Origin of the sequence: Candidatus Terasakiella magnetica, assembly GCF_900093605.1 — a bacterium.
GTDB classification, from domain to species: Bacteria; Pseudomonadota; Alphaproteobacteria; order Rhodospirillales; family Terasakiellaceae; genus Terasakiella; species Terasakiella magnetica.
In genome coordinates, this window is record NZ_FLYE01000004.1 from 1 (window position 1) to 14,901 (window position 14,901).

Genomic DNA, 14,901 nt, shown 5'->3' on the forward strand with positions numbered 1-14,901 from the left:
CACCATCACGCAGATTGATGGACAGAACATCTCAACAGGCGGTTCCGTTGATGTGGATAATGGCTCGGTAACGCTGAACGCAGATGGCACAGTGACCTTTACGCCAGATGACAACTATCATGGCTCTGAGACTTTTGAATATACTGTCTCTGATGGCACAACGACCTCAACTGCTGATGCAACTGTAACTGTTGGATCAGTCAATGATGGTCCAACAACAACGAATGATACTGCAACTGTAAATGATGGTAGCAGTGTTCAAATGGATCTCACTGCAAACGACACAGATGCAGATGGTGATAGCCTGAACATCACACAGATTGATGGCGTGGATGTTTCCGCAGGTGATACGGTTGATGTTGGCAACGGTACAGTCACTCTTAATGCTGATGGCACAGTTCAATTTACCGCAGATGATGAATATGATGGTCGCGAGAGCTTTAACTATACTGTCTCTGATGGCACAACGACGGCCTCTGGCAGTGCGAGCGTTGACGTAACCAATACAAATGACGCTGCTGTTGCAAACGATGATACGGGTTCAACTACAGAAGATAATGCGGTTACGCTGAACCTGACCTCTAATGACACGGATGCAGACGGCGACAGCCTGAGCATCACACAAATCGATGGACAAAACATCTCCACAGGTGGGTCTGTTGATGTGGGCTATGGTAATGTAACGCTCAATGCAGATGGCACCGTGACCTTTACCCCAGATGCCAACTACAGTGGGTCTGAGACTTTTGAATATACTGTTTCTGATGGCACAACGACGTCAACGGCTGATGCGACGGTTACAGTGACAGCAGATGCAGATGCACCGACAGTCACCGTTTCATCTGGCAGCATTACCTCTGGCACAACCAGTTCAGGGGGCAGTAGCAGCGCTGCGAGCAGTCATGACGGTACGTATACGAGTACCGTTAATGGTACCTCAAAAAATAACAATAACATTCAAGGTACATCAGCCAACGACCAGATGGATGCAGGCGACGGCAACGATAAAGCCTATGGCGGTGCCGGTGATGACTATATCCAGGGTGGTGACGGTAATGACCATCTCTATGGGGAGGCCGATGATGACTCCCTTGATGGTGGGGATGGTAACGATAACCTGTTTGGCGGTGATGGTAACGATATTATTCTTGGTCAAAATGGTAATGATGATGCCGATGGCGGTGCCGGAAATGATACGTTCACAGGCGGTGAAGGTAATGATAACTTTGATGGTGGTGCAGATACCGACGTCTTTGTTTTAAGCGGCTCATCCAGTGATTACACCATTAACTCAACGGGCAACAATGGCTACACGATCAAAGATGAAAACGGTAGCGACGGTAATGATGTTATAACCGATGTAGAAATCCTGCAATTTAGTGATGGTTATATCACGGCATCCGATTTTGCCTCAGGCGGCAGTGTCACTTCGGGTACCTACAGCGGGTCTTCTTCAAGCACAATCGACACCTATGAAATTCCGGTTACCATTAGCTCTTCTCTTTCAGATACGGATGGTTCGGAAACACTCAGCAGCATTACCCTGAGCGGTATTCCTTCTGATGCGACTCTTTCTGCGGGGACTGAAAATGCGGATGGTAGCTGGACTGTCAATAGTTCTGACCTTAGTGGCTTGACGATTACGGTACCACAAAGCACAGCGGCTGATTTTAACTTAAGTGTTTCAGCTACAGCGACCGAAAGTGCAAATAGCGATACGTCAACAACAACCCAAACCATTGCGATTGAAATGCCTATTGCTTATGACAGCACACTGACAGGCACAAGCAGCGACGACACTATTTCTGGCACATCATCAAATGAATATATAGATGGTAGCGGCGGTAACGATAAGCTTAAAGGCAACGATGGTGATGATTACATCAACGGCGGATCCGGCGATGATACGGTTGCAGGCGGCGATGGCGACGATAAAGCCTATGGCGGTGATGGCAACGATAAAGTCAAAGGTGAAGACGGCGACGATGAAGTCTATGGTGGTTCTGGCGACGATACGGCAGCTGGCGGCAAAGGCGACGATAAAGTCTATGGCGATGACGGTAATGATAAAGTCAAAGGTGAAGACGGCGACGACGAAGTCTATGGTGGCTCTGGCGACGATACGGCAGCTGGCGGCAAAGGCGACGATAAAGTCTATGGCGATGACGGTAATGATAAAGTCAAAGGTGAAGACGGCGACGACGAAGTCTATGGTGGCGCAGGTAACGATGAGGTCACAGGCGGCGATGGTGACGATACCCTAAGTGGAGGCACCGGTGATGACACACTAGACGGCGGCGATGGTAATGATTTGTTCTATTTTGGTGATGATTCAGGTGATGATATCATCTCTGGTGGTGACGGTTCAGGCTGGACAGATACGGTCCACCTTCAAGATGAAGATGGTTCAGCCGTAGCTGAAAACGAATGGACACTCAACTTAACCAGCGGGACGATCGAAGAACAGGCCGATGGCTATATTGAACTGTCTGATGATGCCGATGGGACCATCACTTTCTCTGATGGATCAGAGTTGACCTTTGATGGTATTGAACGTTTCGAATGGTAAGTTCTTTCATCTAGAGCATGCAAACGAAAGCCCCTCACATAAGTTGAGGGGCTTTTTTCATGCCTTCTACCTTGACATTGCGCCGTGCAAATGGGATCACCCTTTGCAAGAAATTATTATGATAAGGACCAAGCTTATGTCTCTATGCCCCTGCGGATCAAATATCGAATATGCAAACTGTTGTGAACCTTTCCACAATGGTGAAGTTGCCCCAACGGCTGAAAAACTGATGCGCTCGCGCTATAGTGCCTTTGAAAAGGGCAAAATGACTTATTTGTCTGACACACTCACAGAGGCCAGCCGCAAAGACTATGATCCGGTTGAAACTGAGCAATGGGCAAGCACAGCCAAATGGAACAAGCTTGAAATCGTCAAAACCGAAAAAGGTGAAGAAGGCGACGAGGAAGGTATTGTTGAGTTTCGCGCCCATTTCAAAATGAACGGTCAACAACAGGTCCATTATGAACGCAGCAGCTTTAAAAAAGTTGATGGCCGCTGGTATTATGAAGACGGTGTGATTAATCCGGCCCAAGAACAACGCATCGTTGCCAATAAAGTGGGGCGAAATGATCCCTGCACCTGCGGGTCTGGCAAAAAATATAAAAAATGCTGTGGTGCATAGCTTACAATTTATGTCAAACTGTAAGGATGTAAACGGTTAGCTAAAGGGAAGACACCTATGGGTCAGATCATCAAATCAAAACTGGCAAACGGTGTCTTCTGGCTGGATTTCCCCAAAGCGGACCTGCGCATCCTGTGCGGCTGCCCTGCTGATGCGGTTAAACATATGATGAAACGCGGCGTCATTTTTGCCAATGACGCCAGCGATGTTTTTCATGAATCCGGCCCCAACGCCATTTTGCTTTCTGACTTAAGTGTTCAAAAAAGCAGCTTTTCAAACCTTGGTGAATTTCCTGTTCTCCAGATGCTCTATCGCCAAGGTATGATCCTGCCCGGTCACCCCGGCAATACCGGGGTCAAGCCGCTTTTAATTGGCAACCCTGACCAGCTTGCCGCCCAAATCCAATATATCCATCGCGGCAATTACGGCCTTGCGAATGAGGATGAGCTTTTGCGTGCAGGTGCAACGCCCAAGCTGGCAAAAGACCTCATGCGCATGAAGCTCAAATTTGCCTTTGGGAAGATTGCGGACCCTAAAGAGCTCCTTGACAGTCTTGTGATTGAAAATGGCCCGACCCCCATTCGCAATGGCGTGTCGGTTGAACGCCTCTCTATCAATCTGTTTGAATTCACTTATGAGGGTGAAAAGGTCACGATTGATCTGAACTTGGCTGAAGATGAAAACTATATGCCGTCTTACAATCTTGGTCATTATCAGGTTGGGCGGGAATATTTCAGCGTTATTCATTCCGGTGAAGGCGATGGCTGGGATATTGAACGCCCGTCTATGGCGAGTATTATCATTTTTCAGGGCAAGACCTATCTGATTGATGCCGGACCAAATATTGAAACCACGCTGCGCTCGCTTGGTATTGATATCAGTGAGGTTGAAGGTATTTTCCTGACCCATTGCCATGATGACCATTTTGCAGGCCTGCCCGCCTTGATCCGTTCAGACCATCGCATCAAGTTTTTTGCAACCCCACTTGTGCGCCATGCCACGGTTAAAAAACTCTCCGCTCTCATGTCACTGGATGAAAGCCGTTTTATACAGTTTTTTGATGTCTATGACCTTAAAGAAAACCACTGGAATAATGTGGATGGGCTGGAAGTCAAACCGATCAACTCCCCCCACCCTATGGAAACAACCATTCTGTTTTTCCGCACCCAATGGAGCGATGGGTATAAGACCTATGGGCATTTGGCAGATATTGCCTCTTTCCAAGTGCTTGGCGGGATGGTCACTGGCGATGACAATGCACCGGGTATTTCCCAATCCTATTGTGATGAGGTCAAGCAACAGTATCTTGAACCTTGCGATGTGAAGAAGCTTGATAACGGGGGTGGTCTCATTCACGGTGTCTCAACAGATTTCGAGCAAGATGCCTCAAACAAAATCATTTTCGCCCATACGGCCAGAGCGCTTAATGAAGAAGAGCGCCAAATTGGCAGCGGCGCCCCGTTTGGTACGGAAGATGTGCTTATTCCAAGCAATTATGATTATCTAATTTCACGGGCCAACACGTATCTGAAATCTTTCTTCCCTGAACTGCCCAAAGACCAGTTTGACCTGCTTCTTAATCATGAAGTCGTCAACTTTAATCCAGAAGAGATTATCGTTAAAGCCGGTGACAAGATTGAAAATACATATTTCGTGCTGTCTGGTGCGGTTGAAATTATCGCCCCTGATACAAACATCACGCATCGCATGTCTGCGGGTAGTTTCATTGCCGATATGCATGGGCTTTGTGGAGCAAGCTCGACTGAGACCTATCGCGCCATGAGCTTTGTAAAAGCGCTCAAGCTCCCCATGAATATGTATATCGAGTTTGTGAAACGCAATGAGATGTTTTCAGCCATCTCCATGCTCGCTGAAAAACGTGAATTGCTGCAAAAATCATGGCTCTTTGGCGGATCGATCTCTGATGGGATTAAAAATGCCATCGCCGCAAGCATGCATGTCACCAAAGATATTGAAGAGTTCAAGGATTTTGGCAACACACGCGATTACATTGGTTTGATCAAAGAAGGTACAGTCACCTTAAAGCTGGGTGATCATGTATTTCAGGTGCTAGAGCCCGGTGAAACCCTCTTTGAAGATCATGGCGTTTATGGGATGGAAAATATCTTTGATATGGAGTTTTCCAAAAACTGCGCCATTGCGCTGATCCCGCTGATTGTCATTAAAGAAATCCCCATCGTGCAATGGAAGCTTCTCGAGCGCGTTGCCAAGCAAATGCGCGCACTTGCCAATTCCACCCAATGGGATGACTCTTTGTTAAAATGGCGCGATGAATATAGTGTCGGCATTGAAGAAATTGATCAACAGCATCAAAAACTGCTTGTCCTGACAACAGACCTTATGGCTGCCTTGAAAGAGCAAAAAACTGTTGCAGAAATCCAAGAGCTGGTCACAGCCCTTTCTGACTATACGGTTTTACATTTCCAAAAAGAGGAAGAAATCTTTATTGATGCAGGCTATTCAGAATCCCAAGCCCATAAAGAAAAGCATATCAAACTTGCCGCACAAGTCTCTGCCCTTATGGAGAGATGTGCAAAGCCTGTAAGCCCGCAAGAAGCTGAAGAAATTCACAGCTTCCTGAAACGTTGGATTTTGCTGCATATCCTGTTGGAAGATCGCAAATACGCATCCTACATTCTCAGCACAGAAATTTTCTAAAAAAAAGGCGACTGTTTTTTATGACAGCCGCCTTTTTAATTACTCCTTCACTTAAGAAAGCCTCAATCGAGACAGGGTATCTGAGGTCGGCACCCCTTCTTTATCCCAACCGCGAATTTCATAATATTCAGGTAACATCTGATCCAGCCCGCTGACCTTGCCTTTGGCAGGGCCTGTTTTGGCCGCATCTTTCAACAGACGTTTGGGCAAGGTATCATCCTTACCTGTAAAGCCTGCTGCAAGGTTATATTGGCGTTCCATGTTCCAAATACGCTCACCAACTTCGAGCATTTTCTCAACGGACCAATCACCTTCACATGCCGCATTAACTTGCGGGGCAATATCTTCAAGGGACCAGGCAAATGTGGTGAAGATACATAAGCCAGAAGCATCAACCGCCGCCGTTGCATCTTGGAAAGCCATAACCAAGCCCGCCTTGCCTTCAGTTGCCAACGGGTCCGTCTTTTCAGGAATACCCAAAACTTCAGAAGCCACCGTATAAGAACGAAGATGACACGCCCCGCGGTTTGAGGTGGCATAGGTCAGCCCCATCCCCTGAATACCGCGCGCATCATAAGCCGGAAATTCCTGTTTTTTAACCGACATGGAAAGATCAGGATGACCATGTTTTTCACAAAGTCGCGCAGAGCCCATGCCCAACTCAAGCCCAAAACCTTCACCACGCCCCACAAGCTCACAAGCCTCTGTCAGGGCCTTGGCATTGCCAAATTTAAACTCAATCCCGCCAGTATGCTCTGTTGTCAGCACCCCCATATCAAACAGTTCCATCGCCGCAGCAACGGTGGCCCCAAAGGAGATTGGGTCATAGCCCTGCTCGTTACAGATAAAGTTTGCAAATGTGAGAGCTTCAATATCATCCACACCAGTTGCAGCACCCAAGGCCCATGCTGCTTCATATTCAAGCCCGCCTGAAGCTTTTTGATATTCTGGACGATCCTTAACCGTATAATGCGTGCGCTCAATTGTTGAAACACGCTGGCAGGCAATGGTACAGCCATAACAAGCCGCATTTGTCGTTAGGTTCTTGGTGCCATCAGCTCGTACCTCATGCATTTTCTCACCAGAGATATTGGCAGCCCCTTCAAACTGAACTTCTTTGAAGTTCCGCGTGGGCAGTGATCCCATCTCATTGATGACATTCATTAAGACTTGGGTCCCATATGTTGGTAAGCCTTGGCCTGTCACCGGGTTTTCAGCCAAAACGGCCTTCCCCGCATTTGTGGTTTCCAAAAAGGCTGCCGGGTCTTCAACCCTCACACCAAGTGTGCCACGAATGGCAACGGCCTTCAGGTTTTTGGACCCCATGACGGTGCCCACGCCAGAGCGCCCCGCAGCACGGTCCATATCATTAACCACACAGGCATAAAGAACACCCTTTTCACCCGATACCCCAATGGAGGCGACGCGGGTTTGCGGGTCTTGATGATCGGCCTTGATCCCTTCTTCCGTATCCCAGCAGGATTTGCCCCAATATTTGGATGCATCAAGCAGTTCGGCCTTGTCATTTTCAATAGAGAGATAAACAGGCTTGTCCGATTTACCTTCAAAGATCACCATATCCCATCCGGCATTTTTCATCTCGTTACCGAAAAAACCACCGGAGTTGGAACATGCAATTGCCCCGGTAAGCGCGCCTTTGGTGACAACGGTGTAGCGCCCAGATGTGGATGCACAGGTCCCCGTTAGAGGGCCTGTTGCCATGATCAGTTTATTGTCTTTTGAAAGTGGGTCGACCTTTGCGTCGGTCTCTTCAATAAAATATTTGGTCGCAAGCCCCCGTGAGCCAAGATATTCTTGCGCCCATTCCATATTTAAATCTTCTGATGCGCAGGTTCCCTTAGAAAGGTCCACCCGCAATAATTTACGTGCCCATGACATGTAAGAGCCTCCCTTTTTAAGTTTCTGCTTGTGCGCCACTGTCGGTTTTCGCCGCCCAGCTGCGCATTTTATCTAAGCCCGTTGCCTCTGCATCAACAAAGGTGATGGCATCTGTTGGGCAGGCACTTGCACATTTTGGGTCCCCGCCACACAGGTCACATTTGGCAACTTTACCCGTATCAGGCACATAATTGATGGTGCCAAACGGGCAGCTGATGGTGCAGACCTTACAGCCGACACAGGCAGAATCTGCCACAACTTTCGCCCCTGTTTCCCCATCAAGGCTGATCGCGCTTGTGGGGCAGGATTGCATGCACCATGCTTCAGCGCATTGGGTACAGGTATAAGGAACAAAGCGCCCCTCATCATGAAATTTAAAAACTTTTATGCGCGATTTGGACGGGTTAAACGCCCCTGTATGTTCAAATGAACAAGCCACTTCGCATTGCAGACATCCAGTACATTTGTCTGGACTGATATTGAGTGCTTTTTGCATTGATTAACGTCCCTTTATCAAGACTCCCTAAAACCGCCTGTTTTCATTTTTTTAAAGTGATTTACATCCACAGGCTGATAAAAACAGTAACATAGTTACCTGATACAACATAAGGTAAAATGGCAATGGGTTTTCAAGGAGAACACAGAATTTCTTTTATCGGTTCATACCTAATTAGGCTCAGTAAAACTGGTCTCAATCGTCCTGATGACCGGATAGATGAAATACGTAATTAAACGACGACGCCCAACACGGATATCCCCTGTTAACAGCATTCCCGGCACAAGCCTAAAGTCTTCTGGCAGATCATGCAGGTTGTTGGCTTGGATCGCAGCATGGATACGATAATAAGTCCCTTTTTCACCTGTTAAAGACTCCTCAACCGTATCTTCAGAAATAAAGGTAATTTCGCCTGCGAGATCGCCATGTTTCTGATAAGGAATGGCATCAAGCTTTACCGACATTTCAGCCCCTGGATAAAGGTTACTGATATCACGTGGATCAATGTCGATTTCTATGTTCAGCGGTACATTGCTTGGCACCAAGGTCATGACCGTGGCACCTTCTTTCACCACACCACCTTCATAAAGGTTTTCAAGGGCGATAATCACCCCATCTGCCGGAGCAAGAATTTCAATGTTTTTACGTTGACGACGAAGCTTGACGAGGCCTTCGCTCTGCGCATCACGTTTATTTGTTGCAGCCGCTAATTTTTCACCAATACTGGAGAACCATTCACTCACAAAAGCCTGTTTCTTAGCTTTTAGCGCATTGGTTTCGCCGCGCAATGTATTCATGGAGTTTTGCAGTTCAGTAAGTTCTCGTTCAGCCATTAAACGTTCATTACGTGCCTGAAGGTAATTAACTTCTGAGCCAATTTGTTTAACAAAGAGGCGCTTTCTTGCTGCTTCAAGTTTTTGCTTAATCTTAAGCTGTTGCGCTGCCAAGCCAGCATCACTCTTTGCAGATTTCAACTTCAAGGCAATGTTGCGCAAATCCTGATCAAACGAGGTAATACGTGATCGATATTCGTCTTGACGATTGAGATAGATATCGCGCTGGATACGGCTTGGAATATCTTTGGCAATATCCATACCAAGCTTATTCATCTCTGCTTCAAGCCTGAAAATTTCAGTATCGAGTTGCTCAACTTCCTGTCTTGCACGGGTTAAATCTGATTGGGCAAAGGTTGCATCCAAGGTGACGAGAACATCACCCTTTTTCACATGTTTCCCAATCGTGCTATGGAGCTTTTTCACCATGGCACTGCCTGTTGATTGCACCTCAATTGTTGGCACAGTGGTTGTTAAACGACCCCGCGCAGAAACCGTGGTGTCAATCACCGATAAAGACGCCCAGATAATAAAACCAAAAAACACCCCAAGGATACCCAGAAATGACATACTGATCACGCGGGGTAAGCCCTGATGTTCAATCGCTTCTGCACCAGCGCGAAACTCATCGACAATAGCTTCTTCATCGGGTTTCCACAGACGCCACGGTTTTTTATCGCTCTTTATTTCTTTTTGATCACCTTCGACATCTTTATCAAAGCTGCTGCTTTCTAAGTTTTTATTGGATGTGCGCACATAACTGGCAAGGCGATACATCATGTTCATCGCCACTTCTGGTGCCTTTTTAATATGGCCCATCAAGGCGGTTTCATCAATTTCTCTCACCACAACATCTGTTACAGCCCGCGCTGAAGCACTGCGTGGTGATTTATCAATAATCGCCATTTCACCAAACAGCGCGCCTTCTTCAAGGGTTTGAAGAGTAATCAGTTTTCCTGCTGAAAGTTTACAGACCTCAACTGTACCAGAAACAACCACATAGGCCACATTGCCCACTTCACCTTCTTGGAAGATAAAATCACCCGCCGCATAAGGGCGTTCATTTTTCTTGAGGTCTTCTTGGTTTTGAGGAGACGGTGTATTCATGACTTAGGCCTCCTTCTTCGGTGTGGGTTGTGGTGTTTTTCGTCGCGCGCCCCATCCGCGTTTTCTAGGCGGGGTTGATTGAGTGGTTTTTGCTGTCTGGTCAACTTTTGCAGCCGTTTCAACTTTGGCATTTTCAGGCTCTGGTTTCTCAATTTGGGTTTGAGGCAAGCCAATCAAGTTTAATTCGCGCTTCCACATCTCTGCATAAACACCTTTTTTGGCAATCAGGTCCTCATGCTTGCCATTTTCAACCAGATGGCCATCTTTCATCACCAGAATATGGTCACATTCACGCGCATGAGAAATACGATGCGCAATCACCAGCAAGGTCCGACCGCTGGCGATATCGGGCATTCTCTGACGGACCGCATTTTCCGTATCCAGATCAAAATGGGCAAAGGCTTCATCCAGTATCAAAATACGCGGATTGCGGATTAAGGCACGCGCCAGCGCGATTTTATGCCTCATCCCGACCGAAAGGTTACTGCCGCCTTCTTCAATCTGGGTTTCATAACCGTCACTTAACCCATCCACATCCGCATCAAGGCCAACCATCTCCGCCGCCCAGATCACACGGGCAGAACCTGCACCGGGGAAAGGCTGCATGATATTTTCACGGATTGTGCCTTTAAAGAAATGCGGGGTTTGAGTAACGCACGCCACATTATAGCGCAAATGCGCAAGATCCATTAAGCGCAAGTCATGACCATCAATGGTCACCGTGCCGTCTTGGGGGCGCACAATGCCTTGGATCATACGCCCAATCGTGGTTTTACCTGAGCCTGTTGGCCCGACAATTGCTACCTTTTGGCGTGGTTGAATATTAAAGCTCAAATTATTAAGAGAACGTGCCCCGTCATCATAGCCAAAGTTCACATTATGAAAAGTCACATCACCCAAAATTTCTGGCACTTCGCCACGGCGGCGCATTTCACCGCGTGTATTCATGACGGAGCCAATACTATCCACAGCACGGGTCACTTTTTCAATATCTGTCACCAGTGTTACAAGCTGCACTAAAGGCCCCGTAACCTTACCAGCCAGCATATTAACACCGATCAATACACCCGCACTTAAGTCACCAGCAAAAACCAGCTGCACCCCAACAAAAATCACCGCAACCGTCATCAATTGTTGCAGGGTTGAGCTGATCTGCTGGGATATGGCATTGGCACTGCCCAGTTTTAAATGGGCAACCGTATGATCAGAAATCGCATCTTCCCAATTTTTCTTTTGAACAGGTTCCAGTGCCAGTGTCTTGACTGTTTCAATCCCTGAAATGGAATCCATCAAGATGTTTTGCTTTCGCGCATCCGCAGCTGAAGCGCGCTGCAAACGACGTTTTTGCAGTTTTGAGGCAATGATGACATTGGCAGAAATTGCAAAGGAAAATAAAATCACAACACCGCATAACAACGGGCTGTACATATAAAGGATGGGAATAAACACCATTAAAGAAGTGGCATCCAGCACCGCCCCGAAAAAACGCCCCGTTAAAGCTTGGCGCAAAGAGATGGTCTGTTGCAGGGTTTTTGAAACTTCTGGAATGGACCTTTTTTGAAAATAGGAAAGCGGTAAATCCAGTAGTTTTGAAAACAATTTGGCATTAAGGCGCACATCCACCTTACCAGAGGCAAAGAGCACAATATATTGACGCAAATATCCCAAAAAGCCATTAAATAGATAAGCAATGATAATACCGGATGTGATGACATAAAGCGTAGATGTCGCTTCAAAATTCACCACTTTATCAAGCACGATCATGATAAAGACAGCAGGCAGTACTGCAAAGGCATGAAGGATTAGGGCGATGACGAGTAATTGCCCCATCAAGGATTTATGGCGAAAATAGCCTGACATCAACCATGAGAAATCAAACGGGCGATCCTCATCAAAGAAATCATATTTACGCTTTATAAGAATGGCCTGTCCAGCCCAATGTTTTAAAAACGCTTCGCGCTCAACCGTTTCAGCCTGTGGGTTTGCTGCTGCAGGATCAATTACAGTCAGCGCTTTAATGGTTTTCTTATCTTCATCAAGCTCAAACCCACTGACCACAACACAGCGCTTATCTTTAAGACGAACAACTAAGGGAATGGCATCACTTAATGAGGAAAGCTTATCAAGCCCGAATGTAGCGAGCTTGGCTTTCATGCCATTTTCCTGTGCAATACGAATCAGCACATCATTATCGGCCTCTTCTTCGCCGATATTAAAGGTATGAACAAGCGTATCCACACTCAACTCAATACCCCGCTGGCGTGCAGCCAGCACCATGCTTTTTAATGCAGTATGCATAGTCCCTCTAAGAGTCGAATCAACTTATTGATTATTATAGCTATTTTAGATTAGACAAAAAAGGGAGAACTCAAAAAAGAGTTCTCCCTTAATTTTGTACCGACCTTAGACGACGTCAGTATCATCCATTTCTGGAGGAGGTGGCATATCGCCTGCCATGTCACCTTCTGGCGGCGGTGGCATATCACCACCCGGTGGGGGGGCATCCGTCATATGCTCATCCATACTATGTCCCATCGCATCATCAAGGGCTGCCATTTCTGCATCTTGTGGCGGTGGTGGCATATCGCCTTCTGGCATTGGCGGTGGCGCCATATCCCCGCCCGGTGGTGGCATTGTGCCATCAGTTGGCTGATCAAACATAGGTACATCCCCATCATCTGGGCCTGCTGCAGCTTGACCATCACCCCAACCACCATCAGTTGGTGGCGCCATATCACCTTCTGGAGGCGGAGCCATATCGCCCTCTGGCGGTGGTGGCATATCACCTTCTGGTGGTGGCGCCATAGCTTCATCATGATGCTCATGATCATGATGTTCGCCATCACCACCTGCAGCATCTAAACCAGCGCCAAACGCCTCTTCTGGTGAAGCGCCATCAGCCATTGCTGTATCAAAGGTTTCTTGAACAGCCGCAGCACCTTCTTCAAATTCTTCCGGTGGAATACCTAAATCTTCTGCTGTTTGCGCAGCTGCGTCCATAGCTGCGTCCATCGCATCCTGCGGTGTTGCACCATTATCAAGTGCTTCTTTAAAAGCACCACCCGCAGCCTCACCAATCGCATCACCTTCTGGTGGAGGAGCCATGTCACCCTCTGGCGGAGGAGCCATGTCGCCCTCTGGTGGAGGAGCCATGTCGCCCTCTGGTGGAGGAGCCATGTCGCCTTCTGGTGGAGGAGCCATGTCGCCTTCTGGTGGAGGAGCCATGTCGCCTTCTGGTGGAGGAGCCATGCCACCCTCTGGGGCGACCGAATCCATTCCCGCACTGAAGGCTTCTTCGGGTGAAGCTCCATCAGTCATTGCATCATTAAAGGCTGTCTGGAATTCAGTCGCGCCTGCTTCAAACTCTTCTGCTGGCATTCCCATTTCCGTTGCCGTTGCTTGAGCTGCACCCATTGCCGCATCTAAAGCCTCGTCAGGACTTGCACCATTATCCATTGCATCTTTAAATGCCGCACCTGCCGCCTCGCCAAGTGGATCACCTTCCGGTGGCATTGGACCGTCCATATGTTCTTCTGCCATTGTTTTTCCCCGCCGTTATTTATGAATAAGAAAATATCACCTAAATGATATCAACAAAAAAAGTCTGCCATATTATTTAGGAAGTGAAAAGGGGTAATACCAGTAGGCAAAAGTATTATATTTCATAGGTTTTATAAAACAGGCAACATCTCATCATTGAGTTGAATTTTTCTTGTCATATATTACAAAACATTAAATAACTATTTTTTCTTGTTGATAAAACCCGACTCGAAAAAAGAGGCCTTTATTGTCTGAAAAGATGATTGTGGCAACGTCAACAATCAGGCAGAATTTAAAAAAAGACATAAAACTTTATTTCGGGCATCTCACCCAAATTGATGACGTATGTTTACATAGATTAACATATTGTTTTCATTAAATAACGACTTAGTAGCCAAGGGCCAAGCTGACCAATGACACAGACCATCACCTATAAATTCTTCGCAGCAAAAGAAGAAGTCGTTCATATTGATTTGAATTTTGATGACCACACCTTTCAAATCCAGCCTGATCCTGCTGTTGAAAAACCAAGCTGGGCTAAGCTTGAACATCAAAAATGTTCCAACTGCCCGTTGGGCGCAGATGTTGAATGGTGTCCAACTGCCGTGTCTATCGCCCAGTTCCTCCCACATTTCACAGAGAAGTTTTCTTACGAGAAAACCGTGATTGAGGTTGAAACGCCTTTGCGCTCTATCATCACGAAATCGACCTTTCAAACCGGTATTGCTTCCCTGCTTGGACTTGTCTGTGCCACATCCGGTTGCCCGCACACTAAATTCTTGCGGCCCTTAGCACGTTTTCACCTGCCTTTTGCTAATGAGCAGGAAACGGTTTTTCGCGCCCTTGCGGCCAACCTGCTTGCCCAATATGTTGAAAATTCCAACAACGGCGGGCAAAAGGCGCTTAACTTTGATGAGCTCAACAAAAACTATGCCCAGCTTTCCATCGTCAATGGCTTCTTAGCTGAACGTTTGCGCGATGGGGTGGAGCGCGATGCAGCCCTTAATGCCGTGATTATTCTGGATGGGCTTGCACTGATTACACCTGAAAATACGGATGGTTCATTTGAAGACTTGGAAGATGTATTTGTGGTAGAGTAATTTTCTTAAATGTTTTTTTAAGATTCCTTTGGGATAATTACCAATAATTCCACGTC

9 protein-coding genes are annotated in these 14,901 nt (G+C 47.1%); 4 read left to right on the forward strand and 5 right to left on the reverse strand.

Features of this window, described 5'->3' with window-relative positions; all coding sequences use genetic code 11:
• The 3 genes from MTBPR1_RS04675 to MTBPR1_RS04685 form a co-directional block, all read left to right on the forward strand.
• A partial coding sequence (locus tag MTBPR1_RS04675) for a calcium-binding protein (RefSeq protein ID WP_126465024.1) occupies positions 1-2,569 on the forward strand: 2,569 nt, incomplete at its 5' end.
• Positions 2,570-2,705: 136 nt separating this feature from the next.
• The gene (locus MTBPR1_RS04680; RefSeq protein ID WP_069186410.1) at positions 2,706-3,191 is read left to right on the forward strand and encodes a YchJ family protein; all 486 of its coding nucleotides are present in this window, start codon (positions 2,706-2,708) and stop codon (positions 3,189-3,191) included.
• A gap of 57 nt (positions 3,192-3,248) precedes the next feature.
• Positions 3,249-5,870, forward strand: a complete 2,622-nt coding sequence (locus tag MTBPR1_RS04685; protein ID WP_069186411.1) for a bacteriohemerythrin — start codon at positions 3,249-3,251, stop codon at positions 5,868-5,870.
• A 51-nt stretch (positions 5,871-5,921) separates the two neighbouring features.
• Here the strand turns inward: MTBPR1_RS04685 and MTBPR1_RS04690 are convergent, their stop codons facing one another.
• The 5 genes from MTBPR1_RS04690 to MTBPR1_RS18275 all read right to left on the reverse strand — a co-directional run bounded on the left by MTBPR1_RS04690 (position 5,922) and on the right by MTBPR1_RS18275 (position 13,745).
• Positions 5,922-7,769 (reverse strand): aldehyde ferredoxin oxidoreductase family protein, encoded by a 1,848-nt coding sequence (locus tag MTBPR1_RS04690; RefSeq protein WP_069186412.1) that lies wholly within the window; start codon positions 7,767-7,769, stop codon positions 5,922-5,924.
• Between the two features lie 16 nt (positions 7,770-7,785).
• Positions 7,786-8,265 carry a 4Fe-4S dicluster domain-containing protein gene (locus tag MTBPR1_RS04695; RefSeq protein ID WP_069186413.1) on the reverse strand — a complete coding sequence of 160 codons (480 nt, stop codon included), beginning with the start codon at positions 8,263-8,265 and terminating at the stop codon, positions 7,786-7,788.
• A gap of 170 nt (positions 8,266-8,435) precedes the next feature.
• Positions 8,436-10,205, reverse strand: a complete 1,770-nt coding sequence (locus MTBPR1_RS04700; protein ID WP_069186414.1) for an HlyD family type I secretion periplasmic adaptor subunit — start codon at positions 10,203-10,205, stop codon at positions 8,436-8,438.
• Between the two features lie 3 nt (positions 10,206-10,208).
• A complete protein-coding gene (locus MTBPR1_RS04705) occupies positions 10,209-12,503 on the reverse strand; it encodes a peptidase domain-containing ABC transporter (RefSeq protein ID WP_069186415.1) in 2,295 nt (764 codons plus the stop codon).
• A gap of 105 nt (positions 12,504-12,608) precedes the next feature.
• On the reverse strand, positions 12,609-13,745 hold the full coding sequence (locus tag MTBPR1_RS18275) for a hypothetical protein (protein ID WP_069186416.1): 1,137 nt from the start codon (positions 13,743-13,745) through the stop codon (positions 12,609-12,611).
• Between the two features lie 413 nt (positions 13,746-14,158).
• On the opposite strand from MTBPR1_RS18275, the gene MTBPR1_RS04715 reads away from it, so the two are divergent.
• A complete protein-coding gene (locus MTBPR1_RS04715) occupies positions 14,159-14,845 on the forward strand; it encodes a DUF6901 family protein (protein ID WP_069186417.1) in 687 nt (228 codons plus the stop codon).
• Positions 14,846-14,901: the final 56 nt, after the last annotated feature.